The sequence below is a fragment of the Bordetella genomosp. 13 genome (assembly GCF_002119665.1).
Classification (GTDB): Bacteria; Pseudomonadota; Gammaproteobacteria; order Burkholderiales; family Burkholderiaceae_B; genus Bordetella.
On record NZ_CP021111.1, the window covers coordinates 1,015,653 to 1,038,728 of the forward strand.

Genomic DNA, 23,076 nt, shown 5'->3' on the forward strand with positions numbered 1-23,076 from the left:
AGCGTAGTTCTACGACTGGCGCTTCACATCAGAAAGCGGCTGACGGCCACGGCGACCCAGACGGCCACCGTGAAGAACAGCATCAGCATCACGGCCGCGCTGCCCAGGTCTTTGGCGCGACCCAGCAGCGGATGCGTCTCGACCGACAGCGCATCGGCCAGCGCCTCGACGGCCGAGTTCAGCAGCTCGACCACCAGCACCAGGATGACCGACGCGATAAGGAAGAACACTTCGTCGGTGGTGCGGCCCAGGAAGAACGCGGCCGGCACCAGCAGGATGGCCAGCGCGAGTTCCTGCCGGAACGCGGCCTCGTACTTGATCGCTGCCTTGAGTCCTTGCAGGGAATAGCGCAGCGCGTTGATGATGCGGCGCAGTCCGCCTGTGCTCTTGTAGGGCGAGTGGAGCGGGGGAGTGGGCGACATAAAGCTCGATGGAAGTCTGGCCGGGCTCCGATTTTTAACAGATATGTGTGCAACCATGGCGACAGCAGGGTTGCTTGCGGTCGTCGGGCGGCCGACTGTCGTGCCGGCCCCACGGCGGAGCGCCGTTTACAAACACGCGGGGCCATTCTAAGGTTTGACCATTTTGCTCCTGGTCCGCGTCAAGCATGCGGCCCGGAACCCGGCTGCGGGACGTCATGCCTCCTGCGATCCGTCACTGGAAGGAACCGCCATCATGAAATTGCTGCGCTACGGCGCCAAGGGCGCGGAAAAGCCCGCGCTGATCGACGAACAGGGCCGCGTGCGCGACCTGTCGTCCGTGCTGCCCGACATCACCGCCCAGACGCTCGAGCCGGACGCGCTGCAGCGCCTGCGCCAGCTGGACGCCTCCACGCTGCCGATGGTGCCGCAACCCGGTCGCATCGCTCCGCCCTGGACCGGCATGGGCAAGTTCGTGTGCATCGGCCTGAACTACGCCGACCACGCCGCCGAGGCCAACCTGCCCGTGCCGGCCGAACCGGTCATCTTCATGAAGCCGACCTCGTGCGTGGTGGGCTGCAACGACGCGGTGGTGCTGCCGCAGGACTCCGTCAAGACCGACTGGGAAGTCGAGCTGGGCGTGGTCATCGGCACGCGGGCCCGCTATGTGCCGGAGGCCGATGCGCTGCGGCATGTGGCCGGCTACTGCGTGGTCAACGACGTGTCCGAGCGCGAATACCAGATCGAGCGAGGCGGTACGTGGGACAAAGGCAAGGGCTGCGACACGTTCGGCCCCGTGGGGCCATGGCTGGTGACCGCCGACGAGGTGCCCGACCCGCAGTCGCTCGACCTTTGGCTGGACGTGAACGGCCATCGCGTGCAGAACGGCAACACGCGCACCATGGTGTTCGGCGTGGCGCAGCTGGTCAGCTACGTCAGCCGCTTCATGACGCTGTACCCGGGCGACCTGATCAGCACCGGCACGCCGCCTGGCGTGGGCATGGGACGCAAGCCCGCGCCGGTGTACCTGAAGCCGGGCGACGAAATGAAGCTGAGCGTGGCGGGCCTGGGCGAACAGCGCCAGCGCGTGTACGCGTGGGATCCCGAACTGATCGATCATTGAATCGAATGCCGCCGGGCGACGCGGCAGCGCTTACGCGCGGGGCGGCGTGCCCGTGGCGCTCGGCGCGTCGGGGCGCGGCCTTGCGGCGGCCGTATGCCGCAGGCTGCCGAAGCGCACCGCGAACTGCCGCGTGAACACCGCGCCGAAGAAGAAGATCTGCGCCGAGTAATAAATCCACAGCAGCAGCGCGATCAGCGATCCCGCCGCCCCATACGCCGATACGGCGGAGCCTTCGCTGAGATACAGGCCGATGGCCCATTTGCCCGCCAGGAACAGCGCCGCGGTGACGATGGCGCCCGGCACCACGTCCGGCCACGGAATATGCTGGCTGGGCAGCAGCTTGTACACCACGGCAAACAGCGCCGTCACCACGCAGAACGAAAAGATGGTGGCCAGCCAGTCGGCCAGCACGGCAAAGGTGGACGCGGCCCACAGGCCGCCGTAGTACGACTCGGCGGCCGCCAGCGCCGCGTTCACCACCAGCGACACCAGCAGGAATAGCGCCAGCACCAGCACCAGCCCGAACGACGCCAGGCGGGTCTTCACCATGGCCTGCAGTCCGCTCTTTTCCTCGACCTCCCACAGGTCGTCCAGGCTGGCCTTCAGTTCCGCGAAAGCCGTGGTGGCGCTGAACAGCAGCACGACGATGGAGATCAAGGCGGCGATCCAGCCGCTGCCGGATTCGTGCGCACTCGCCAGTACGGTCTGGATGACTTCGGCGCCGCGCTCGCCGATCAGGCCGCGCATCTGCGCCACCAGTTCCGAGCGCACGGCCTCTTCGCCGAAGAAGGCGCCGGCCACCGCGATCACCAGGATCAGCATGGGCGCCAGCGAGAACACCATGTACAAGGCAAGCGCCGCGCCCTTGCTGGACGCCCGGTGCCGGGACCATTCGCTGGCGCAGTCGGCCATCAGCTGGCCGATCTCGCGGAGGCGGGGAATGCGGAAACGCGACAGTAATTGCATGGGCGTCCTGATGCATGGATATCCCATGTCATTTTAGGAAGTCCGGTGCGCCAGCACTACGCAGATGCGGTACGCATGCGCGTCCAAATGTAAAGCGCGCAGGACCTTATCGCGCGGCAATGGACGTCAGATACTGTTCAGTCTCGGCAAGGCTCACGACGTCGCCATACTTTGTGTCGATATCGAACAGGCTCTGCTTGTGCGATGCGGCGGAACGATCCCCGACCCCCTCGGCCACGACCATGGGCCTGAACCCCAGCTGCACGGCATCGACTGCCGTCGCCCGCACGCAGCCGCTGGTCGACGTGCCCGTCATGATGAGGGTGTCGACGCCCAGATTGACCAGGCGCGACAGCAGGTCCGATCCGAAGAAGCAGGACGCATACTTCTTGTACAGCAGTACATCGTTGTCGGCGCGATCCAGCCGGCTGTCCAGCCTGTATCCCTCGCCGTCGATGCGCAACGTGGATTGGCCGCGCATCTTGCGATGCCACAGTCCCGCGTCGCCCATGTTCGCATCCTCGTAGCGCACCATGCTGTAGATCACCGGTACGCCTTTGGCGCGCGCGATCCGTGCCAGCCGGTTCGTGGCATCGATCTGCGGGCCCAGCTCCGAGCCCAGCGGCTGCGAGGGATCCGTGAAGCCATTGCTCAGGTCGATGGCGATCAGCGCGGGCCGGCCGCCGAATCCAAGGCGTCCGCCGAACCCCCGCTCGTTGAAGAAATTCGCATCGCCTGCATCCAGGCTGTCGGCCAAACCACTCATCAGGTCCCTCTCCTCGATTCAACAAATGCGGGTGCACGCGCTGCCCGCGCGACGATCATGGCAGGGTGCGCCCCGTGCCATGCACGTCGCGGGCAAGGTGCGGATCATTCCACGCGGATGTTCGCCTGCTCGATGACGGTCTTCCATTGTCTGGCGTCCTCATCGAAACGCTGCATCCACGCGTCATAGTCGATGACGTCCGGCTCGATGCCCTGCACGGCCAGCGCCTTGCGGACCTCTTCGCTGGTGGTGACCTTGCGGACCTGGTCGAACCATTTTTTACCGACCTCTTCCGGAATGCCGCGCGGCGCGAGCAGGCTCACCCGGAACGTCGTCTGGTAGTCGGCAACTCCCGATTCCCTGACAGTCGGCACGTCCTTCAAGGCCTGGGCGCGCGTCGTGCCCGCCACGGCCAGCGCCTTCAGCTTGCCGGCCTGGATGTGCGACAGCACGGCGCTGATCGGAGAAAACACCACGGATATCTGTCCGCCCAGCAGGTCGTTCACCGCGGGCGCCGTGCCCTGGTAGGGAACGTGCATGAGCTGCACGCCGGCCTTCGCGGCGAACAGTTCCGCGGCCAGATGATGGATGCTGCCGATGCCGGCCGAACCGAACGTGGCCTTGTCCGGATGCTTCTTCAGGTAGGCGATGAACTCGCGGATGTTGGAGACGGGCAGCGAAGGATGCACCGCGACCACGATCGGCACCTGGGCCACCGGCGCCACCGGCACCAGCTGCTTGTGCGTGTCGTACGGCAGGCGGCTGCCATACAGCACTGGCGCGACCGACCACAGTTCGTTGGGGATGACGAGCAGCGTGTAGCCGTCCGCCGGGGCGCGGGCCACGAGGGCCGTGCCGATCTGCCCCGCGGCGCCGCCGCGGTTTTCCACCACGATGGGCGTCTTCCATTCCTCTCCTGTCCGCGTCGCGATCTGCCGGGCGAGGTAGTCGGTGCTGCCTCCGGCCGGGAAGGCATCGATGATGCGGACGGGATGGTCGGGGTAGGAAGCCTGGGCCGCAGGGCTCGAAGCCGTCTGCGCATGCGCGACGTTCAACGTTCCCATGACTGATGCTGCTACGGCCCACCCCTTGATTGCGCGGATCCAGTGCATTGCACACTCCTGTCGATGTTTTCTATGGGCATCGGTATTTGAAACGCGCCGCCACGCGCCGTCCAAGACTGTTTTCATTTGGCAGCCATAGCAAGCCGGTCTGGCTCCATGGGCCCCGGTCGATGAGCCGGGCGTATCATGTCCAGCTTGCACCCGCGCGGCCTCGCGGTATCCAAGCCGTTTCCGCCTATGAACCTTCGACAACTCCGTTATTTCGCCGCCGCGGTAGAGCAGCGCAGCGTCACGCGCGCGGCCGAACATCTGCACGTCGCTCAACCGGCCTTGGGCCAGCACATACGGGCGCTGGAGGCCGAGTTGAACGTCGCCTTGCTCGAGCGCCACTCGCGCGGAGTCACCCCGACGGCCGCCGGCGAACGCCTGTATGCGCGCAGTTGCGAGATCTTCGAGCTGATCGCGCTGGCGGAACGCGAAGTCGCCGAGCATGGCAGGCATGCCGTGCAGACGATGACGATCGGGCTGACGCCCAGCCTCACGCTGCTGATCGGCACGGATCTGCAGTTGGCCTATGGCGAGCATGCGCCCGGCGCCCAGTTGCGTGTGTGGGAAGAGCCCAGTTTCAGGCTGGCCGCGGCCGTCGAGAACGGCGAGCTGGATGTGGCGCTGGCCTACGATATCGCCGCGCGACCGGGCCTGGTGCTGACGCCGGTCATGGAAGAGGAGATGCTGTTCGCATGCCGCCCGGACATCGCTCCCGACAGGTCCACGGTGGACCTGGAGTACGTTCTGTCGTGCAACCTGGCGTTGGGGTCCGCCCAGGATATCGGGCGCAGGGTGCTGGCGCGCGCGGTAGGAAAGACGCCGCAGGACCTGGCGGTGCGCTACGAACTGCAGTCAATCGCGGGCATCCGCGACCTGCTGCTGCGCGGCAACGCGGTCAGCGTGCTGCCTTATGGCAGCATCGCGCATGAGGTCCGGGCGGGCCGGCTGGCGGGCCTGCGCATCGACGGGGCGCCCTTGAAAAGCACGCTCTACGTCGTGACGCGCGCCGCGAAAGAGGGCCCCGCGCCATGGGCCGATCCGCTGTTCGCCTGGTTGACCGAGCAAGCCATCGCAATGGCCGCCGATCGGCAACCGGCGCTGGTTGCGAGACTGCCGTCTGCTTGAGCGGGCAGGGCGTGCTGTCGCATCGCCAAGTGCGCTCTCTGCTATCGGCAAAGGGGCCGTGTTTCAAACCTTGCGGGCGCCCCACGTGCCGCACGCCCAAATAACAAACCCCGAGGCGTGAACCTCGGGGTTTTTGTGTGGCACTGCACGCGCCGGCCAGGCCGGCGCGCCGGGGCAAGACTTCTTAGAAGTCCATGCCGCCCATGCCGCCCATGCCGCCGGGCATGGCCGGGGCAGCGGGCTTGTCTTCGGCCAGTTCGACCACGGCGGCTTCGGCGGTCAGCAGCAGGCTGGCGACGGAAGCGGCGTTCTGCAGGGCGGTGCGGGTCACCTTGGTGGGATCCAGCACGCCTTGTTCGACCAGGTCTTGGTACTCGCCGGTGGCGGCGTTGTAGCCGTAGTTGCCCTTGCCGCCCAGCACGTTGTTCACCACCACGCTGGCTTCTTCGCCGGCGTTGGTGACGATGGTGCGCAGGGGCTCTTCGACAGCGCGCAGGATCAGCTTGATGCCGGCGTTCTGGTCGGGGGTGTCACCCTTCAGTTCGGCGATGGCTTGTTTGGCGCGCAGCAGGGCCACGCCGCCACCAGCCACCACGCCTTCTTCCACCGCGGCACGCGTGGCGTGCAGGGCGTCTTCGACGCGGGCCTTCTTTTCCTTCATTTCGACTTCGGTGGCAGCACCGACGCGGATCACGGCAACACCGCCGGCCAGCTTGGCCACGCGCTCTTGCAGCTTTTCACGGTCGTAGTCCGAGGTCGCTTCTTCGATCTGGACGCGGATCTGCTTGACGCGCGCTTCGATCGACTTGCCGTCGCCGGCGCCGTCGATGATCGTGGTGTTTTCCTTGGCCACTTCGATGCGCTTGGCCTGGCCCAGCTCGGCCAGGGTCGCCTTCTCGAGCGACAGGCCGGTCTCTTCCGAGATGACGGTGCCGCCGGTCAGGATGGCGATGTCTTCCAGCATGGCCTTGCGGCGGTCGCCGAAGCCAGGCGCCTTGACGGCGGTGGTCTTCAGGATGCCACGGATGTTGTTCACGACCAGCGTGGCCAGGGCTTCGCCTTCGACGTCTTCAGCGATGATCAGCAGAGGACGGCTCGACTTGGCGACTTGTTCCAGCACGGGCAGCAGGTCGCGGATGTTGCTGATCTTCTTGTCGTAGATCAGGACGAACGGATCGTCCAGGGCAGCGACTTGCTTCTCGGGGTTGTTGATGAAGTAGGGCGACAGGTAGCCGCGGTCGAATTGCATGCCTTCGACGACGTCCAGCTCGTTGTCCAGCGACTTGCCGTCTTCGACGGTGATGACGCCTTCCTTGCCGACCTTGTCCATCGCGTCGGCGATGATCTTGCCGATCGATTCGTCGCTGTTGGCCGAGATGGAGCCGACCTGGGCGATTTCCTTGCTGGTCGTGACCGGCTTGGAGGCCTTTTGCAGTTCGGCGACGGCGGCGGCGACAGCCTTGTCGATGCCGCGCTTCAGGTCGATGGGGTTGAAGCCAGCGGCGACGTACTTCAGGCCTTCCTGAACGATGGCCTGGGCCAGCACGGTGGCGGTGGTGGTGCCGTCACCGGCGTTGTCGGAGGTCTTGGACGCGACGTCCTTGACCAGCTGGGCGCCGATGTTCTCGAACTTGTCCTTCAGTTCGATTTCCTTGGCGACGGAGACGCCGTCCTTGGTAACGGTGGGGGCGCCGAACGAGCGCTCCAGCACGACGTTACGGCCCTTGGGGCCCAGGGTGGTCTTGACGGCATTGGCGAGGACGTTCACGCCACGGACGATGCGCACGCGGGCGTCGTCGGCGAACAGGACTTGCTTGGCAGCCATTGTCAGCTTCCTTGTAGATTCGGGGTTAAGGCTATTACTGGATCACGGCGAGGATTTCGTCCTCGCGGATGACGAGCAGCTCTTCGCCGTCGACCTTCACGCTTTGGCCGGCATACTTGCCGAACAGCACCTTGTCGCCAGCCTTCAGGTCGACCGGCAGCACCTTGCCGTCTTCGGTCTTCTTGCCGGGGCCGACGGCCACGACTTCACCTTGATCGGGCTTCTCAGCCGCGCTGTCAGGGATAACGATGCCCGAGGCGGTCTTGCGCTCGTTGTCCAGGCGTTTGACGATCACGCGATCGTGCAGGGGACGCAGGGCCATGAGGAACTCCTGTTTGTAGAGAAAGGCCAGTTGGAATCTAGGGCGTGCAGGGGGCTGACGGGTCAGGGACTGTTAGCACTCGCCTGCGACGAGTGCTAATTATAGGGGTGGTTGCGCGGGGTTCAAGGGGGTTGTTACATTTTCCTGGGCGGGGCTTGGGCTGGACGGCGTTCATGAGCGAGCTGACCTCTGCGGCTCCCACACGCCTTCCTGAAGGTTGTCCGCCGACTGCACGACGGCACATTCACGGAACGGGCGCCCGTGCAATCGCCAGCCCGCATGTGCTTGGTTCGACAAGGGCAGAAGGCACAAAAGCCCGCAGCACGAGGTAGGCAAATCCACTTGGTTCTGTCGCGGTGTGGTGTGACCCCTGTTTTCCGTGCAGTCAAATTAAACCTGCGGCATCGTCTTGTCCTTGCAGTGTTTTAGCGGATGAGATGGCGGAACAGAACCAATAGAGCTCGATAATGGCAGTCGCGAAGCGACGCAATCCGTGCCAATTGACTGCCTTACAAACCTCGGGACGCTCATTTGATGGCTTGGACCCTTGCGTAAGCGTCGGGGACGCATGCAATCGTCTCGCGTCTCGTGCCAGCGTCGACCGTTGTTACATCATTCTTTTGGAGCTGGGAAAACGACTGGCTTGTCGAGATGTCGTTCTCAAACGGTACTGAGCATTCTGCGAATTCCATGCACTAGGAGATTTTGGTTGTCTCGTACTTGCGCTCGCAACGAGGCTACAACCCGCTGGGATCCAAAGAAAATCTTTTCCACGATCCCTCAAAAGCGAGAAAAGTCCCACTCAACTTCGGTGCAACATACCAAACTGCTGTTGCGTTATTAAGCGCGATAGTAGAACCTTTGGCATCGTTTTCTCGATTTCCGAGATGCATGGTCATGCCTGAAACAGATTCGGGTAAGTTAACCTCTGAAGGTCCGCTTTTGACAGAAAAGCATACCCATCTGTTGCTGTGAAGGCGATATGCAGCAATAATTCCTTCTGCCTTATTCACAAAGATTGGCTGATCAGAGATCAGGAAGTGCATATCCATAAGAATGCTTCCTGGTCCTTTCAGTTCATCATAGACGACCTTCACTTTATCACTGAATGGAAACGCTGCACCTTGTCGACCGATGTCGTAGATGACTCGCATCGCGTGCGTTGACACCGTCTCTGTGAGTTTCGGATAGCTCCAGCAGAAATTCTTTGTGCCAGATGCTCCCGATTCTTCTGGGTACGTCTTCAGATGGCAGGCCCCGGACTCGTGAAAGCTTACTTTTAACCAACCTTTGAACGAGGTGCGCGTTGCGTAGATGCAGGCCTCGCGTTTGCTACGAAAAAAAGACCAGATTTCTGAAAGGCGACGTTCAGGGGTCTGTAGGGCGAATCGAAAGATTGTGGTCATTTCCTACCGTATTTCAATAGTGGACTTATTATCTACGGCGGGAATGGGCCAGGTTTAAATTACTTATAAGAGGTACTGAACCTCGTGCCAACGCGGCGCAGTTGCGAGGTGAACACCAACCCTTATCGAATCGCAGCAGGAAGAGGCAGACACCGCGCCAAGCGCGCGAAGCGGGAGATCAGAGCGCGTTCTAGTGCCCTCGTAGCCACCCCTGTCAAGTAGACAACGGCCGATAGAGATTCGGAGCATTAGTAGCCGGGGCATGTACAATACCGGCGGGACGCCACCCAGCGCTTCATGGGGGCGGTATTCGTTGTAATCGACCAGCCATTGGTCGGTGATGGCCTGGACCTGCTCCAGGTTAGCGAACAGGTGTGCATCGAGCACTTCCGTGCGGTACGCTCGGTTGAAACGCTCGATAAAGGCGTTTTGATTGGGCTTGCCCGGCTGGATGTATCGAACCGCGATGCCTTTGGCTGCGGCCCATTCGGTGAATGCTTGAGAGACTAGCTTCGGCCCGTTGTCCAGCCGTATGGCATCCGGCGCGCCGTAGCAGTCGACCAGGCGACTCAAGACGCCCATGCCGGCTGACGATGGCATTGAGCGCTTCGATCACATCGGCATCTCGCTCAGATGCCGAGGCTGGCCGCTTGTAGTACGCCGCCCGCGACAGGCCTGCAATGCGACAGGCGCGCGTGATCGACAAGCGGGCTTGCACCAGCAACTCGACCACCTCGCGCCTGGCCGACGGCGTCAGGATTTTCGGTTCAGAACGTCCTTGATCGCCGAATTCTCCAGGGCGAGATCGGCGTACATGCGCTTGAGCTTGGCATTCTCCGCTTCCAGCTCACGCAGCCGTTGCAACTCGGACACCTGCACGCCCGAGTACTTGCTCTTCCACTGGTAATACGTGGCGTTGCTGATGCCGTGCTTGCGGCACAACTCGGCCACAGGAACTCCCGTCTCGCCTTCCTTCAACACCGCAACGATCTGGCTTTCTGTAAACCTGCTTTTCTTCAAGGGAGTCTCCGACTCTTGGAGGCTTCGAAATTCTACTGGCTGGTGTCTACGCAATGGGGTAGCTTACGCTTCAGCATGTAGAGATGAGCTTGACGGCACCCGACAACAGATGCCCCACCGCCCATGCTCTAGTCCATTTCCACGACTCGGCGCGGGAGGCGCATGTTCAAGCGCCGCTTTTTTCGAACGAAAGTGGTCTCGATAAGCCGCGCTCGTCGTCGCAGGATAACTAGGGTTATCCGGGATTCTTTATGCTTAAAATGTTGTGAAGAATGAGTGGCAAATGCAGGGCTGCCGCCGCGATGAGGCATCAAGGCGGTTCACCGGGGTGCGCACCTGACGCACCGTACGCAGGATCGCGCGGTGGCGCCCCACACGGAGAATCGCATGCTGCTGCGTGGACGTTGTCTGGCCATGGTGATGCTGACGCTGACTGGCTGGGCGACGGGCAGCCATGCGCAAACGCCGGCTCAGGCCTGGCCCGTCAAGCCTGTGCGCCTGGTCGTGGGGCTGGCTCCTGGCGGGCTGGTCGACGTGCTGGCGCGCACAGTGCAGCCGCATTTGGCCGAGGCCTTGAAGCAGACCGTTATCGTGGAGAATCGGGGTGGCGCGGGCGGCAACGTGGCGGGAGCCGAGGTCGTGCGCAACGGTGACGACAACCATACCTTCTTGTTCAATCCATCGACGACGGAATCGGTCAACCCGCTGATGTTCGCCAGCATGCCGTTCGATCCGCAGCGGGACCTGCGGCCAGTCGCCTTGTTGGCCAACAGCCAGTTGTTCCTGTTCGTCCGGTCCTCGCTTGGCGTCGATACGCTCGAAGCGTTCGTCGACTATGCGCGCAAGCGCCCCGATCCTCTCAACTATGGTTCGGCCGGCAACGGCACGACGCCGCATCTGGCTGGCGAATTGCTCAAGCAGGCGACCGGCATGCAGGCCACCCATGCGCCATATCGCGGCGTGGCGCCAGCGATTCAGGACCTGGCCGCGGGCCAGATCGACTTCGCGTTTGGACCGGCCACCGTCTTTCCCATGGTGCAAGCGGGCAAACTGAAAGTGCTGGCGGTGGCGAGCCGGCAACGGGCGGCCGTGGCGCCCGACATACGAACTTTTTCCGAGGCCGGCATCGACGGCGTTTTCGCGGACAGCCTGTTTGGCATGTATGCCGCCGCGGGCACCCGCGATAATGTGGTCGATCGCATGAACGCCGAAATCAACAAGGTACTCGCGCGGCCGGAGATCCAGGCGCGCTTTCTGGACGCCGGCGCCGAGGCGCTACCGCTGCGTCCGGCCGACTATGCCGCCCGCGTGCAGGACGAAAAGAAATTGTTCGCCCCGTTGATGAAGTCGTTGGGGCTGAAGGAACAGTAGATACAAAAACGATAAAACGCCCACCGGCCGAGAACACGCGGCTGCGCAAGTTGCTGCTCGAACGCTAGCCCGCAACCGCTGACGTCTGCTCGAGCCAACCAGGTGTGGATCAGTTCTCCTTCAGCCGCCAGCGATGCCACTGGCGGCCCATCGACGGAATATCGCTTCAGTAGTCCCAGATCACAGGCACCCAGCGGTACGCGTTGCCCTCGACGGCCACGCGGCCGACGGAGGGGAAGGGCAGGTGGGCGGCGACGAGCAGGCCGCGGTTCTGTACAAGCTCGTTGAACAGGTCGAACCGCACGCGGGCCGATTCTTCGGGGTCGTGCTCGAAGCCGTTGTGCCACTCGGGATGGTCGAAGGCGACCGGGAATACCGCATCGCCCGCAAAAGTCAGGCGCTCGCCGTTCGACACGACATCGACCACGGCGTGGCCGGGCGTATGGCCGCCCGTGAGGCGCACGGTTACGCCGGGCGCGACCTCGTGCCGGTCTTCGAATAGGCAGAGCCGCTCGCGATACTCGTTGTAGAAGCTCGTCGCGGTGGACCGAAGCACGGTGGGTACCGGCTTGGGCATGACGGTGTGGGTGAAGTCGGGCGAGGTCCAGAACGCGACTTCGGTGGCGCTCACGTGGATGCGCACATCGGGACGCAGGCCTTGCTTCACACCTTCGACCAGCAGACCGCCCACATGGTCCATGTGCATGTGCGTGATGATCACGTCGGTCACCGAGTCGAGCGCGATGCCGGCCGACTCGAGACGTTTCGGAAACTGCCCTGCGCGAGGGAATCCCGAGAACTGGCCGCCCAGGCCGGCGTCGATCAGGATCGTCTGGTCGCCGCTGCGAACGACCATGACGTTCAGCGGCCAGTCGAACGCATCCGGCGGCATGAACATATGGTCGAGCCATTGCGCCAGGTCCGCGGGCTCTGCGTTGGTTGCCATGGTCGAGGTCGGCAGGGGCAACACGCCGTCACTGACGACGATGGCCTCGATCTCGCCGACCATGAGCGCGTAGCGCGAAGGGACGAGGTCGTCCGAAGACAGGACGGGAGCAGGTTGGGCTTGGGTTGCGATAAGCATGATGATCTCTTCCAGAGGAATGAGGCGCGGCTGGCCTCAGGCCGAAGCGCGGATGAAGGCCAGCAGGTCGTTGTTGATGCGGTCCTGCAGGGTCGCCGTGAGACCGTGGGACGCGCCGGGGTAATAGATCTCGCGGGCGTTCTTCACGAGCCTCGCCGCCTTCCTGGCCGAGTCGTGCACGGGCACGATCTGGTCGTCTTCGCCATGCATGAATAGCGTGGGCACGGTGATCTTTTTCAGGTCTTCGGTGAAGTCCGTCTCGGAAAAGGCCTTGATGCATTCGTAGGCATTCTTCTGGCCGCTCTGCATGCTCCACAGCCAGAACTGATCCAGCAGGCCTTGCGACACCTTGGCGCCGGGGCGGTTCGCGCCATAGAACGGCACGGCCAGGTCTTTGTAGAACTGCGAGCGGTCACCGGCCACGCCGGCGCGGATGCCGTCGAACACTTCGATCGGCAGACCCTCGGGGTTGGCGGTCGACTTCAGCATGACGGGCGGCACGGCGCCGATGAGCACGGCGCGCGCGACGCGCGTATTGCCATGGCGGCCGATATAGCGCGCCACTTCGCCGCCGCCGGTGGAGTGACCCACCATCGTGATCTGCTTCAGGTCGAGGGCCTCGATCAGCTGCGCGAGGTCGTCGGCGTAGCCGTTCATGTCGTTGCCTGACGAGGGCTGCGACGAGCGGCCATGGCCACGGCGATCGTGGGCGATCACACGGAAGCCGTGGCTGGCTAGGAAATGCATCTGCCCGTCCCAGGCGTCCGCGTTCAGCGGCCAGCCGTGCGAGAACGTGACGACGGGGCCTTCACCCCAGTCCTTGAAGTAGATCTGCGTGCCGTCTTGCGTCGTGATGGTATTGCTCGTCATGGTGGAGCTCCGTTGCGTGGTGGGTTTGCGCTGCGGGGATGCGTGGGCGCAGCCGGCAAGGGCGCCGGCTGCGAGGACTGCACTACCGGCGAGAAGACTGCGCCGTGCGGAGTTGTGAGCGTCGCTCATGGGAATTCCTGTGTCGGAGGTGGGGTGACCGAATCGTAGGTAAGGGCAAGGGGAGGTGGTAGGCATGCAGCAGGAAGCACGCTGTTGTGCGGCGCGCACCAATGCTTTCTGCAGCGCTCCGCGCGCAGTGACAGGCGGTCCGGCCCAGCGGATTGTTGTCATGCGGGCAACACCATGCGTCCCAAGCTGCGCCTACCGTCTGGCATGACCGCTCTCTAGCATGGGTTCCAACGCCGCGTGACGGCGAAGGAGCGGTGTCATGCATATGGGAAAGTCTTATCGGCTGTGCGAGTTCGTCGTCTGGAGCCGCAGGAATATCTACGGCCTCTTGATCCTCGGCCTGCTGCCCGTGCTGCTCTACGAAGTGGCCGGCATCCGATGGCTGACCTTGCCGCTGTCGGTGGTTACGCTATTGGGCACTGCCACGACGTTCGTGGTCGGATTCAAGAATGCGCACACGTACGCGCGCACGCTCGAGGCCCAGAAGATCTGGATGAGCATCGTCGGCGTCAGCCGCTACTGGGGTGTGATCAGCCATGCCTATCTCGGTGATGTTGCGCAGACCGACGCGTTGATCAAGCGTCACCTGGCCTGGCTGACGGCGCTGCGCTACCAGCTGCGCGAACCGCGGCCCTGGGAGACCGTGAACAAGCGCGCCAATGCGGAGTATCGGCGGCGTTATGTGATTCCAGAGCAGTGCGAGCCGCTTGCAGTGGCGTTGCGCCGTTATCTGCCGTCACAGGCAGTGGATGCTCTGCTGCCCGCCGATGGCAAGGCTGCGCAACTGCTGGCGGCACAAGGTATTGCGGTCAGGCAACTGTTGGATGCGGGCCTGATCACGACGGCCGAGTACGCCGAGTTCAACAACCGGATTCGCGAGCTGCTCGATCTGCAGGCGCAGGCGGAACGCATCAAGAACTTTCCGTACCCGCGCCAGTACGCCATCATCAATACGCTGTTCGTGCGCTCGTTCTGTGTCGTGCTGCCCTTCGGCCTGGCCTCCCAATTCGACCTGATCAGCCAGCAATTCACAGGGTCCATGCACGGCCATATGGTCTGGCTGACGGTGCCCTTCAGCGTGATCATCTCGTGGATCTACACGTCGCTCGAGCAGGTCGGGGAGGGAACGGAAAACCCGTTCGAAGGTAGCGCCAACGATGTTCCCATCAGCCGGCTGAGTACGCTGATCGAGCGCGATCTCCGGCAGATGCAGGGACACGCGGACCTGCCGGCGCTATCCTCTGGCGCCATCGTGCTGTAGTCCCCTTGCTTAGGGGATTGCGGCTTGTTGTCCCCCGAGCGCTGCGGCAAAATAGCTGGCCCTTCGCCTCCTCCCTCCGACAGGTGCTGGCCCGTCCCCCATGGAAGACTCCGTCCATCTCTTCGACTGTCACCGTCCTCGCCTTTACGGCATCGCGTATCGCATGCTGGGCGCGGTGGCCGAGGCCGAAGACGTGGTGCAGGATGCATGGTTGCGCTGGCATGACGCCGACCGTGCGGCAGTGGACAACCCGGAAGCCTGGTTGGTGCGCGTGACTACCCGTCTGGCGATAGACCGGCTGCGCGCGGCCAAGGCCGAACGCGAGCGGTATGTGGGGGTATGGCTGCCCGAGCCCATGCTGATGGAAGCGCCTGCCACGCCAGAACAGATCCACGAGCAGGCCGACGACGTGTCGATAGCGTTCCTGTTCATGCTGGAGCGCCTGTCGCCCGAGGCCCGGGCGGCATTTCTGATGCGGGATGTATTCGACGCAGACTACGAAGACATCGCGCAGACGCTGGACAAGAGTGAGGCGGCCGTGCGGCAGCTGGTAAGCCGCGCCAGGCAGCAGTTGCGCCGCGGCGAGCCGCGCGAGGCCGTGCCCAGGGCGACGTTGCGGCGTCTGCTGCTGGCGTTTTCCGAGGCGATGCAGCGCAGCGACTTCCACGGATTGCATGCGCTGTTGAGCGACGACGCCGAGCTTATCGGCGACGGTGGGGGCAAGGTCAGCAGCTTTGCGAGCCTGGTGGGCGGCAAGCGCCTGGCGCAGCTGTTCTATGCGGGAAAGCGCCGTTTCCGCGAAGCGCTGCATACCGAAGTCGTACAGGTGAATGGCCAATGGACCTTGCTGCGCTTCGTCGATGGCGAGCTCGAGTCGGTGCAGTCGTATGACACCGACGGCGAGCGCCTGACGCGGGTGCTCGTGCAGCGCAATCCCGACAAGCTGGCCGGCATCGCGGCGGCGCTGGGACGGGGCTGAGCGCCGCGCCTGTCCGGTTTGTTGCGCGTCGGGCAACATGATGGTCCCTTGCGCGGATCTACCGCGGGGCGGGCGGCATTTCTACCATGGGCTTGTCATTCCACCACCAAGGACAGCTCATGTCGAAAGCCAGAAAGTACGGTCTGCCGTTTGTCGCGGCCGCGATGTTGCTCGGAACGAGTCTCGGCGCCCATGCCGCCTCGCCTCATCACGCCGCTTCGGTGGGCAAAGCGCCCGATCCCGTCGTTACCGCCCTGATGACGCAGGCGCTGGCCGACGTCCCCGGCAAGGAAGGGGAAATGATCGTCGTCGACTACCCGCCCGGCGGCGCGGATCCGGTCCACCGCCACGACGCCTCGGCTTTCGTGTATGTGCTGCAGGGAAGCATCGTCATGCAGGTCGAGGGCGGCAAGGAAGTCACGCTGACGCCGGGCCAGACCTTTTACGAGGGCCCGGATGACGTGCACCTTGTCGGGCGCAATGCCAGCCAGACCGAACCGGCCAGGTTCCTGGCCGTGCTGATCAAAAAGCAGGGCGCGCCCGCGCTGATTCCGATCAAATAGGGTCGGAATGCCGTGGCGGCTGGGCTTTTTTTCGCCCGCCGCCGCCAGTACGGCCCGCTCCATCTCCGGGGAAAGGGCATTTTTTTCGAGGCGGATGTCACAAAGTGGACCGCCGGCGCGTCTTAGCGGGTAGGATCAACCAACTCGCGGCGCCGCCACCATGACGACACCCTCTCCCGCCTCCCCGGCCACGTCCGCCTCTCAAGGGCCGGATTCTCTGGCCGACAGTTTCGCCACCAGCTACGCCGGTGTGATGGCGTTCATCGCCGTTGCAGCCGAAGGCAACTTTGCCAAGGCGGGCGATCGCCTGGGCATCGGCCGATCCGCAGTGAGCCGTAGTGTGCAGAAGCTCGAAGACCAACTAGGCACCCGGCTTTTCGTGCGCACCACGCGCAGCACGTCGCTGACGGCCGAAGGCAAACGGTTCTACGAGCAGTGCCATCCCGGCGTGGAGCGCATCGTGCAGGCCCTCGACAACATGCGAGACCTGCGCGAAGGGCCGCCTGCCGGCCAATTGCGGGTGTGTTCGACCGTGGGTTTCGGACGCAAGGTCGTGGCGCCGTTATTGCGGGGCTTCCGCGAGGCGCATCCCAATGTTGCGGTCGATCTTCTGCTGGACGATGGGCCCACCGATTTCACCACCGACCGCGTCGATGTGTCGTTCCGCAATGGCCGCATGGAGGACAGCCAGGTGATCGCGAAGAAAGTGATTCCTATGCAGATGATGCTGTGCGCGTCCCCTGCCTACGCGGCCAGGCACGGTCTGCCGGCCACCGTGGACGAGCTGCCGGGCCATCATTGCGTGAACTTTCGCCTGGCGTCCGGCCGCATCTACGAGTGGGAGTTCAAGGTCGGCGGTCAATTGCGCAAGTTTGCGCCGCCGGCCATGCTGTCGTTCAACGACGCCGACCTGGTGCTGCAAGCCGTGCTCGACGGGCAGGGCATCGCGCAGATGGCCGGCTATCAAGTGTGCGAGCATCTGCGCGACGGCACCCTGCTTGCCTGCCTGCCTCAGCACGCGCCCGATGATCGCGGACACTATCTGTGCTTTTTGAGCCGCCAGCATCTGCCCGCGCGCATGCGCGTGTTCATCGACTACATGACGGAACACATCCGCGCCCTCGACCTGCAGAGTTTCGAGAGCGTGCTCGCCAAGAAGCGCGCTTGAAACCTATAGTGTCAATGACACGACGCTGTGGATGCCGCCTTGCGCCATCTTGGAGTACGGGCACAGGCGTTCGGTGTTGCGGACCAGTTCTTCGGCCAGGGCCTTGTCGACGCCCGGAAGGTGGATGTTGATCTCGGCCGTGAGCGCGAACAGGCCGTCGACCGGGTCTCGGCCGAACGAGACCGTCGCGGTCACCGCGGCATCGGTGGCCGCGACGCCGGCGCGCTCGGCCAGCAAGACCAGCGCCCCATGAAAGCAGGCCGCATAGCCTGCCGCAAAGAGCTGCTCGGGGTTGGTGCCGCCGCCCGAGCCACCCAGCTCAACGGGCAGACGCAGCGCGGCATGCAGCTCCCCGTCGTCCGACATGGCGATGCCTGAGGCGCGGCCATGCGCAGCCTCCCCGCCGCGCACCGTGACGCTGGTGGTGTAGAGCGGGTGGAAATCATCGCCCCGATACTTGTCGAGGATGGACTGGGGAGGCCGCTGCGGTTGGCTCATGGGGCACCTTGTTGCCGCTTTTAGTTTCGCGCACCTGCGCGGCTGAACCACGTTTCGAAGTCGATCGTGCCCAGGCGCGGAGTGGGTCCGGGCACCAGCGTGTCGTCCTGAAGCAGCGCGCCAAAATAGCGTGCGGCCGCGTCCGCACGGACGGTGCGTGCGTCGCCGATTTTACGCATGTAGCGCTCTACCAGCTCGGCCAGGCGAACACGCTCGGGTCCCGCGATTTCTATCGTGCCATTGACGGGCTTGCCGAGCGTCGCGTCGGCCATGGCCAATGCCACGTCATCGGAAGCGATAGGCTGCACATAGGCCGGCGAGAGGCGGATCTCGTCGCCCACCGTGCCCGACTGCACGATGCCGCCCAGGAACTCGAAGAACTGGGTGCTGTGCACGATGGTGTATGGAATGCCGCCCGCCTCGATCAGCGCCTCCTGCGCGATCTTGCCGCGGAAGTAGCCGCTTTCGGCCAGGCGGTGCGTACCCACGACCGACAGGGCGACATGATGGCGCACGCCTGCGCGCCTTTCGGCCGCGAGCAGGTTGCGGCCGGATGTCTGGAAGAACTCGAGGACCGCCTTGTCTTCGAAGGAGGGCGAGTTCGCCACGTCCACCACCGTGTCCACGCCCGCCAGGGCGGCGTCCAGCCCTTCGCCCGTGATCGTATTCACGCCGGTCGCCGGAGAGCCGGCGGCGGCGTCGTGGCCACGCTCGACGAGCAGTTTCACGAGTTTGGAGCCGATCAGCCCCGTGCCGCCGATAACGAGGATCTTCATGATCGTTCCTCAGTTGAACTTGGCCTTGTCCAGGCCGTATGCCTTGTCGGCCGACCCGGGCTCCGTCCGGAAGCCCACGTTGAGGCGGTTCCATGCGTTGATCGCCATCACGGCGAAGCTCAGATCCGAGATCTCCTTTTCCGAGAGCTGGGTGCGCACGCGCTCGTAGATCTCGTCGGACACGCCATGTGCGCCGAGCGTCGTCAGCGCTTCGGTCCAGGCCAGGCACGCGCGCTCGCGCGGCGAGAATTCGGCGGACTCGCGCCAGATGGCCAAGTGGTGAAGGCGCAACTCGCGTTCGCCGTGGATCTTGGCCTGCTTCACGTGCATATCGAGGCAGAAGCCGCAGCCGTTGATCTGGGAGGCGCGGATCTCGACCAGGTCCAGGATCGACTGTTCGATCGCGCTCGATTTCAGCAGCATGCTGAACTCGACGAATTTCTTGAAAAGCTCGGGCGATTGCCCGTAGGCGTTCAGACGTTGACTCATGGTGATTCCTTCGAAGGGGAGAGGTGTGTTCCCGCTGGTGTGACGCCAGGCATCACGCGGGGCCAGACAACGCCCAAATCGTAGGTCGGCGCGGGGGATCGCAGAAGGCATGAGAAGGGGATCACGGTGTTGCCTTGGGGGCAACAATGTTCCCCAGTTCGCCGTCGTGGCAGCCGCGCCGTGAGGCTACCGGGCCGTCACGGCGAAGCTGCCAGTATCTCCACGTGCTTGCGATACAGACGAGCACGAACTATCTTGCTCTTGACGCGGGCCCCCTCGTCGCCGGGATGAAGGTGCTCCGGGTCGATCCACAGAGAGGTGAGAAACATGGCTTCAACCAATGGAATGCTGGATGCCGACGATTCGGTGATCCTGCTTATCGACCACCAGAGCGGCCTCTTCAATACGGTACGGGACCTGCCGATTCCCGATCTTCGCAATTACGTCACAGCCATTGCCAAGACGGCCACGCTGTTGAACATCCCCGTCATCACTACCGCATCCGTGCCTGACGGGCCCAACGGCCCGTTGATTCCGGAAGTGCACCAGTACGCGCCGCACGCCGTGTACGTGCCCCGGACCGGACAAATCAATGCCTGGGACAATCCGCCATTCGTGGAAGCGATCGAGAAGACCGGGCGAAAGACACTCATCATCGCGGGTACGTTGACCAGCGTGTGCATGGCATTTCCGGCAGTCAGCGCAATCCAGGCAGGCTACAAGGTGTACTGCGTTGTGGATGCTTCCGGAAACTGGAGCAAGTTGGCCACTGACGCGACCATCGCGCGCGTCGCCCAGGCCGGCGCCATCCCGACTGATACGTTCGCGATCGTCGCGGAATTGATGCGCACGTGGAATCGTCCGGAAGGATCCCGCTTTGCCGAAATCCTCGCCGAGCACGTGTCTCCGGAGTACAAGTGCTTGATCGAGAGTTTCGGTAAGGCCCAGGCTGTGGTGAAAGACGGCCCCGAGACCAAGCTGGATAAGTACAAGTAGAAGTTCGGCGCCGATCCGCGTCCGGTGATGGCCTTCAGCCATGCGCCGGATGCCGACTGCATTGGGCCTGGCACATGGATGGTCAGGCCCGATCTTCAGCTTTGGAGGTGCCGGCTTGGACGCCTGGCTGGCGCAGTCGGGCGTTTACGTTCAGGGCCTGGGCGAAACACAAACGCCGCGCCGCCCACCTTCGGCGATGATGACGTGCCGAAGATCAGTCGACACTCTTTCTGGCGCGATGTGCGGCGGCTTTCATCCTGTTCCCGCAGGTGGCCATGCTGCACCAGCGGCGCCGGTGCGACTTGGTCTGGTCGTGGAAGAACAAGGTGCAATCATGGGCTTCGCACTCTCGCACCAGTTGCAGATCCACATCCGCCAGCAGGCTTGCAAGCGCGCGGGCAACCGGTTCGAGCAGGCTGGCGGCATCCGCGTCGCGTCTGTGCTCCACGACTCTGAACGTCTTCTGCGCCGGATCCCATACGAGTTCTTTTCTTGGGCGACCTGACTCCAACACGCGGTTGATCACCGCGGCATCCGCAGGGCTTCCCGTCTTTGCCGCCAACACGACGGCCCGGGCATTCTCACGAAGCTCTCGCGCCAACGCGGCCAGCCCGGCCGGCACTTCGGCGAAGTTCGCGGGCAGCACGCCGGCGAGTTTCAGCCATTCCGCCACGCTGCCGTCGCCTTCGAAGCAGTCGCAATGCCGATGGCCAACGCCATATTCGGTGTTGATGAAGTCGAGCGCGAGATTGTTCGCGACGAACAGGGGAGAACCGCCCGGACTGGAAGACATCTCAAAGTAACCGTTAATTGAATGTTGACAGGTTACTCTGATCAGGCGTAACCTGCAAATTCCATATTTAATGGTTATTAGGAACAAGGCCCATGACTTCCTCCAAATCGCTTGCCGCCGCCGGTGTCGCCGCGGCTTTGATGTCCGGCGCCGCACAGGCGGCCGATGCCTCCCAGTCCGCAAACCTGCAGGTCCATTACCGCTACGAGCAGGTCGGCAATGTGAAGGTCTTCTATCGCGAGGCGGGAAGCCCGTCGGCCCCGACGGTCCTGTTGCTGCACGGCTTCGCGGCGTCCTCGTACATGTGGCGCGATCTGATTCCGGCGCTTGCCGATCGCTATCACGTGGTCGCGCCCGACCTGCCGGCATTCGGATTCACCGAGTCGCCCGCGCGGGACCAATACGAATATTCCTTCGCCAACATCACGAAGACGATCGACCAGTTCACCAGGCAGCTCAAGCTCGACCGCTACGCGATCGCGGTGCACGACTACGGCGCTCCGGTGGGGTGGCGCCTGGCCTCGGCGGATCCTTCGCGCATCACGGCCATCATTTCGCAGAACGGCAATGCGTATGAAGAGGGCCTGGCCAAGGGCTGGGATCCCATCAGGAAGTACTGGCAGGACCCCAGCGAGGAGAATCGCAAGGCCTTGAGCGACTTTCCGACTCCGGAGTCGATCAAGTGGCAGTACTTCGAGGGAGTGAAGGACGCCACTGCCGTGGCGCCGGACGGGTACACGCTGGAGGGCATGCAGATCTCGCGGCCGGGCATGGCCGACATACAGCTCGACCTGCTGCTGAACTACGCGTCCAACGTCCAGAAGTATCCCGAGTTCCAGGCGTACTTCCGTGAGCATCGGCCGCCGCTGCTCGCGGTCTGGGGCAGGAACGACCCGTTCTTCCTGCCGGCCGGCGCCGAGGCATGGAAGCGGGACATCCCTCACGCCGATGTCCGCTTCTACGACACCGGGCATTTCGCCCTGGAAACGCACGGCAGGGAAATCGTGCCGGTGATCCGCGCGTTTCTGGACGAAAACCTGAAGTGACGTTGGGGCGGCGTGGAGGCCCTGGCGGCGTGCCGCAACGATTTCACTCTACCGGCACGCCCACGGGCTGCAAGTATGCTGGCGGTCAAGCGCGCTAGAGCAGTCTGGCCGCAGCCTTGATCCGGCGCTTCTGTTCACGCTTCAGCTCGGACAAGGCTGGCGTCGGATCCACGTTCTGCGGAAGCGCCTGGCGGTGCGTTGCCAGCAGATCGCGGCTTGCCACCACGTCGTTCAAAGCCCCGTAGCGCTTCTGCAGGCGCTTCAAGTCTTTGAGGCCTTTGCGCTGCTTCTTCTTCAGCAGCGGTTCGAAGAACTCGATGAGGTAGCGCAGCTTTTTCCCGGCTTTGCGCACATCGTGATAGGCGTCGTAGTCGGAGCGGCCGGCCTTCGAGGCGCGGCGCATGCGCTTGTGCAGCTGCTTCTGTGCTGCCTGTACGCGCCGTTGCGCGAATCTGCGCATCGGCGTCCGGGCAGGCGAGGCGCTCAACTGCTGGGCGGCTGCGTATACCGATTCGCGCAGCGCCTCGTCCAGATGCGACTCGCGCAGGGTGGCGGCGCTTTGCTCCGCCGTCTTGTCGCGATTGGCTTGCAACGCGTTCAGGAGGTCTCGGTCGCCTGTCGTTTCCAGCAGGCCGATCAGTATGTCCCAGGCGCGCGTGTCGCCGGCTGCAGAAGCGAGGGACTTGAGCAGCTGCCGCTGCTCGTCGTCGAATTGCTCGTCCAGTATCGGCCGATACGCCCATAGCAGGGTGCGCAGGCGGCGCAGCGCCACGCGCAGCTTATGGAGCTTCCCGGCATCCGCGTCATGCGCGAGCGCGGACGCCTGTTCGATGGCCTCATTGATGAGGGGATCGGCAAAGATCGCGAAGTTCGCCTCGGCGTATGCCTTGCGGTCGAGCCGGTCTGGCATACGGTTGGAATTGTCCATCGCTTCATTCCTCCAGTACGGGTGTCGCCGGCAGTGGCAGC

The 23,076-nt window shown here is 63.6% G+C and carries 24 protein-coding genes and 1 pseudogene; 9 read left to right on the plus strand and 16 right to left on the minus strand.

The annotated features are described in order from the left end of the window. Positions 1–23: 23 nt before the first annotated feature. Positions 24–422, minus strand: a complete 399-nt coding sequence (locus CAL15_RS04725; protein ID WP_086077519.1) for a diacylglycerol kinase — start codon at positions 420–422, stop codon at positions 24–26. A 253-nt stretch (positions 423–675) separates the two neighbouring features. On the opposite strand from CAL15_RS04725, the gene CAL15_RS04730 reads away from it, so the two are divergent. After that, positions 676–1,542 carry a fumarylacetoacetate hydrolase family protein gene (locus CAL15_RS04730; protein ID WP_086077520.1) on the plus strand — a complete coding sequence of 289 codons (867 nt, stop codon included), beginning with the start codon at positions 676–678 and terminating at the stop codon, positions 1,540–1,542. 30 nt (positions 1,543–1,572) lie between these two features. On the opposite strand, the gene CAL15_RS04735 is transcribed toward CAL15_RS04730, so the two are convergent. The 3 genes from CAL15_RS04735 to CAL15_RS24335 all read right to left on the minus strand — a co-directional run bounded on the left by CAL15_RS04735 (position 1,573) and on the right by CAL15_RS24335 (position 4,338). Continuing rightward, positions 1,573–2,508 carry a YihY/virulence factor BrkB family protein gene (locus CAL15_RS04735; RefSeq protein ID WP_086077521.1) on the minus strand — a complete coding sequence of 312 codons (936 nt, stop codon included), beginning with the start codon at positions 2,506–2,508 and terminating at the stop codon, positions 1,573–1,575. Between the two features lie 106 nt (positions 2,509–2,614). Beyond that, positions 2,615–3,274 carry an isochorismatase family protein gene (locus tag CAL15_RS04740; protein WP_086077522.1) on the minus strand — a complete coding sequence of 220 codons (660 nt, stop codon included), beginning with the start codon at positions 3,272–3,274 and terminating at the stop codon, positions 2,615–2,617. Positions 3,275–3,378: 104 nt separating this feature from the next. Next, positions 3,379–4,338, minus strand: coding sequence for a Bug family tripartite tricarboxylate transporter substrate binding protein (locus CAL15_RS24335; RefSeq protein WP_157666595.1), 960 nt, complete (start codon positions 4,336–4,338; stop codon positions 3,379–3,381). A 237-nt stretch (positions 4,339–4,575) separates the two neighbouring features. Between CAL15_RS24335 and CAL15_RS04750 the strand changes: the two genes are divergently transcribed. Then, entirely contained in the window at positions 4,576–5,511 is a 936-nt protein-coding gene (locus CAL15_RS04750) for a LysR family transcriptional regulator (protein ID WP_198299149.1), read from the plus strand. Between the two features lie 184 nt (positions 5,512–5,695). On the opposite strand, the gene groL is transcribed toward CAL15_RS04750, so the two are convergent. From groL to CAL15_RS24835, 4 genes and pseudogenes are all read right to left on the minus strand, one after another. Continuing rightward, entirely contained in the window at positions 5,696–7,336 is a 1,641-nt protein-coding gene (groL, locus tag CAL15_RS04755; protein ID WP_086077524.1) for a chaperonin GroEL, read from the minus strand. A 34-nt stretch (positions 7,337–7,370) separates the two neighbouring features. Further along, the gene (groES, locus tag CAL15_RS04760; protein ID WP_066127625.1) at positions 7,371–7,658 is read right to left on the minus strand and encodes a co-chaperone GroES; all 288 of its coding nucleotides are present in this window, start codon (positions 7,656–7,658) and stop codon (positions 7,371–7,373) included. Between the two features lie 737 nt (positions 7,659–8,395). Beyond that, positions 8,396–9,064: a hypothetical protein gene (locus tag CAL15_RS24340; RefSeq protein WP_157666597.1), complete on the minus strand. Its 669-nt coding sequence runs from the start codon at positions 9,062–9,064 to the stop codon at positions 8,396–8,398. 261 nt (positions 9,065–9,325) lie between these two features. Beyond that, positions 9,326–10,084 (minus strand): annotated as a pseudogene (locus CAL15_RS24835) (integrase core domain-containing protein); the annotation flags it as partial. 387 nt (positions 10,085–10,471) lie between these two features. Between CAL15_RS24835 and CAL15_RS04770 the strand changes: the two are divergent. Then, a complete protein-coding gene (locus CAL15_RS04770) occupies positions 10,472–11,455 on the plus strand; it encodes a Bug family tripartite tricarboxylate transporter substrate binding protein (protein ID WP_086077525.1) in 984 nt (327 codons plus the stop codon). Positions 11,456–11,621: 166 nt separating this feature from the next. Here the strand turns inward: CAL15_RS04770 and CAL15_RS04775 are convergent, their stop codons facing one another. Next, complete coding sequence (locus CAL15_RS04775) at positions 11,622–12,539, minus strand: MBL fold metallo-hydrolase (RefSeq protein ID WP_086077526.1); 918 nt, start codon at positions 12,537–12,539, stop codon at positions 11,622–11,624. Between the two features lie 36 nt (positions 12,540–12,575). Continuing rightward, the gene (locus CAL15_RS04780; protein WP_086077527.1) at positions 12,576–13,538 is read right to left on the minus strand and encodes an alpha/beta fold hydrolase; all 963 of its coding nucleotides are present in this window, start codon (positions 13,536–13,538) and stop codon (positions 12,576–12,578) included. A 259-nt stretch (positions 13,539–13,797) separates the two neighbouring features. Between CAL15_RS04780 and CAL15_RS04785 the strand changes: the two genes are divergently transcribed. The 4 genes from CAL15_RS04785 (at position 13,798) to CAL15_RS04800 (ending at position 17,509) form a co-directional block, all read left to right on the plus strand. Further along, positions 13,798–14,799, plus strand: a complete 1,002-nt coding sequence (locus CAL15_RS04785) for a bestrophin family protein (RefSeq protein WP_086077528.1) — start codon at positions 13,798–13,800, stop codon at positions 14,797–14,799. Between the two features lie 100 nt (positions 14,800–14,899). Continuing rightward, complete coding sequence (locus CAL15_RS04790; RefSeq protein WP_086077529.1) at positions 14,900–15,778, plus strand: RNA polymerase sigma-70 factor; 879 nt, start codon at positions 14,900–14,902, stop codon at positions 15,776–15,778. Between the two features lie 119 nt (positions 15,779–15,897). After that, on the plus strand, positions 15,898–16,341 hold the full coding sequence (locus tag CAL15_RS04795; protein WP_086077530.1) for a cupin domain-containing protein: 444 nt from the start codon (positions 15,898–15,900) through the stop codon (positions 16,339–16,341). A gap of 160 nt (positions 16,342–16,501) precedes the next feature. Next, complete coding sequence (locus CAL15_RS04800) at positions 16,502–17,509, plus strand: LysR family transcriptional regulator (RefSeq protein ID WP_086077531.1); 1,008 nt, start codon at positions 16,502–16,504, stop codon at positions 17,507–17,509. 3 nt (positions 17,510–17,512) lie between these two features. Here the strand turns inward: CAL15_RS04800 and CAL15_RS04805 are convergent, their stop codons facing one another. The 4 genes from CAL15_RS04805 to CAL15_RS24755 all read right to left on the minus strand — a co-directional run bounded on the left by CAL15_RS04805 (position 17,513) and on the right by CAL15_RS24755 (position 19,601). Beyond that, positions 17,513–18,007: an Ohr family peroxiredoxin gene (locus tag CAL15_RS04805; RefSeq protein WP_086077532.1), complete on the minus strand. Its 495-nt coding sequence runs from the start codon at positions 18,005–18,007 to the stop codon at positions 17,513–17,515. Between the two features lie 20 nt (positions 18,008–18,027). After that, positions 18,028–18,783: an SDR family oxidoreductase gene (locus tag CAL15_RS04810; protein ID WP_086077533.1), complete on the minus strand. Its 756-nt coding sequence runs from the start codon at positions 18,781–18,783 to the stop codon at positions 18,028–18,030. 9 nt (positions 18,784–18,792) lie between these two features. Beyond that, complete coding sequence (locus CAL15_RS04815) at positions 18,793–19,272, minus strand: carboxymuconolactone decarboxylase family protein (protein ID WP_086077534.1); 480 nt, start codon at positions 19,270–19,272, stop codon at positions 18,793–18,795. Positions 19,273–19,469: 197 nt separating this feature from the next. Continuing rightward, positions 19,470–19,601, minus strand: a complete 132-nt coding sequence (locus CAL15_RS24755) for a hypothetical protein (RefSeq protein ID WP_269768330.1) — start codon at positions 19,599–19,601, stop codon at positions 19,470–19,472. Between CAL15_RS24755 and CAL15_RS04820 the strand changes: the two genes are divergently transcribed. Then, positions 19,600–20,268, plus strand: a complete 669-nt coding sequence (locus CAL15_RS04820) for an isochorismatase family protein (RefSeq protein WP_086077535.1) — start codon at positions 19,600–19,602, stop codon at positions 20,266–20,268. The two genes, CAL15_RS24755 and CAL15_RS04820, sit on opposite strands and share 2 nt — an antisense overlap. A 214-nt stretch (positions 20,269–20,482) precedes the next feature. Here the strand turns inward: CAL15_RS04820 and CAL15_RS04825 are convergent, their stop codons facing one another. Continuing rightward, positions 20,483–21,061: a CGNR zinc finger domain-containing protein gene (locus CAL15_RS04825; RefSeq protein ID WP_086077536.1), complete on the minus strand. Its 579-nt coding sequence runs from the start codon at positions 21,059–21,061 to the stop codon at positions 20,483–20,485. 140 nt (positions 21,062–21,201) lie between these two features. Here CAL15_RS04825 and CAL15_RS04830 point away from each other — a divergent pair, with 140 nt between their 5' ends. Next, positions 21,202–22,107, plus strand: coding sequence for an alpha/beta fold hydrolase (locus tag CAL15_RS04830; RefSeq protein WP_086080931.1), 906 nt, complete (start codon positions 21,202–21,204; stop codon positions 22,105–22,107). A gap of 94 nt (positions 22,108–22,201) precedes the next feature. On the opposite strand, the gene CAL15_RS04835 is transcribed toward CAL15_RS04830, so the two are convergent. Beyond that, positions 22,202–23,035 carry a CHAD domain-containing protein gene (locus tag CAL15_RS04835; protein WP_232468118.1) on the minus strand — a complete coding sequence of 278 codons (834 nt, stop codon included), beginning with the start codon at positions 23,033–23,035 and terminating at the stop codon, positions 22,202–22,204. Positions 23,036–23,076 lie beyond the last annotated feature (41 nt).

Bases quoted from the DNA above. Each gene is read 5' to 3' on its own strand.
- CAL15_RS04770 (WP_086077525.1), top strand. From the start codon at position 10,472: ATGCTGCTGCGTGGACGTTGTCTGGCCATGGTGATGCTGACGCTGACT.
- groL (WP_086077524.1), bottom strand. From the start codon at position 7,336: ATGGCTGCCAAGCAAGTCCTGTTCGCCGACGACGCCCGCGTGCGCATC.
- CAL15_RS04735 (WP_086077521.1), bottom strand. From the start codon at position 2,508: ATGCAATTACTGTCGCGTTTCCGCATTCCCCGCCTCCGCGAGATCGGC.
- CAL15_RS04805 (WP_086077532.1), bottom strand. From the start codon at position 18,007: ATGAGCCAACCGCAGCGGCCTCCCCAGTCCATCCTCGACAAGTATCGG.
- CAL15_RS04830 (WP_086080931.1), top strand. From the start codon at position 21,202: ATGTCCGGCGCCGCACAGGCGGCCGATGCCTCCCAGTCCGCAAACCTG.
- CAL15_RS24755 (WP_269768330.1), bottom strand. From the start codon at position 19,601: ATGTTTCTCACCTCTCTGTGGATCGACCCGGAGCACCTTCATCCCGGC.
- CAL15_RS04815 (WP_086077534.1), bottom strand. From the start codon at position 19,272: ATGAGTCAACGTCTGAACGCCTACGGGCAATCGCCCGAGCTTTTCAAG.
- groES (WP_066127625.1), bottom strand. From the start codon at position 7,658: ATGGCCCTGCGTCCCCTGCACGATCGCGTGATCGTCAAACGCCTGGAC.
- CAL15_RS04790 (WP_086077529.1), top strand. From the start codon at position 14,900: ATGGAAGACTCCGTCCATCTCTTCGACTGTCACCGTCCTCGCCTTTAC.
- CAL15_RS24335 (WP_157666595.1), bottom strand. From the start codon at position 4,338: ATGGGAACGTTGAACGTCGCGCATGCGCAGACGGCTTCGAGCCCTGCG.
- CAL15_RS04725 (WP_086077519.1), bottom strand. From the start codon at position 422: ATGTCGCCCACTCCCCCGCTCCACTCGCCCTACAAGAGCACAGGCGGA.
- CAL15_RS04800 (WP_086077531.1), top strand. From the start codon at position 16,502: ATGACGACACCCTCTCCCGCCTCCCCGGCCACGTCCGCCTCTCAAGGG.
- CAL15_RS04740 (WP_086077522.1), bottom strand. From the start codon at position 3,274: ATGAGTGGTTTGGCCGACAGCCTGGATGCAGGCGATGCGAATTTCTTC.
- CAL15_RS04825 (WP_086077536.1), bottom strand. From the start codon at position 21,061: ATGTCTTCCAGTCCGGGCGGTTCTCCCCTGTTCGTCGCGAACAATCTC.
- CAL15_RS24340 (WP_157666597.1), bottom strand. From the start codon at position 9,064: ATGACCACAATCTTTCGATTCGCCCTACAGACCCCTGAACGTCGCCTT.
- CAL15_RS04785 (WP_086077528.1), top strand. From the start codon at position 13,798: ATGCATATGGGAAAGTCTTATCGGCTGTGCGAGTTCGTCGTCTGGAGC.
- CAL15_RS04780 (WP_086077527.1), bottom strand. From the start codon at position 13,538: ATGAGCGACGCTCACAACTCCGCACGGCGCAGTCTTCTCGCCGGTAGT.
- CAL15_RS04810 (WP_086077533.1), bottom strand. From the start codon at position 18,783: ATGAAGATCCTCGTTATCGGCGGCACGGGGCTGATCGGCTCCAAACTC.
- CAL15_RS04835 (WP_232468118.1), bottom strand. From the start codon at position 23,035: ATGGACAATTCCAACCGTATGCCAGACCGGCTCGACCGCAAGGCATAC.
- CAL15_RS04775 (WP_086077526.1), bottom strand. From the start codon at position 12,539: ATGCTTATCGCAACCCAAGCCCAACCTGCTCCCGTCCTGTCTTCGGAC.
- CAL15_RS04820 (WP_086077535.1), top strand. From the start codon at position 19,600: ATGGCTTCAACCAATGGAATGCTGGATGCCGACGATTCGGTGATCCTG.
- CAL15_RS04730 (WP_086077520.1), top strand. From the start codon at position 676: ATGAAATTGCTGCGCTACGGCGCCAAGGGCGCGGAAAAGCCCGCGCTG.
- CAL15_RS04795 (WP_086077530.1), top strand. From the start codon at position 15,898: ATGTCGAAAGCCAGAAAGTACGGTCTGCCGTTTGTCGCGGCCGCGATG.
- CAL15_RS04750 (WP_198299149.1), top strand. From the start codon at position 4,576: ATGAACCTTCGACAACTCCGTTATTTCGCCGCCGCGGTAGAGCAGCGC.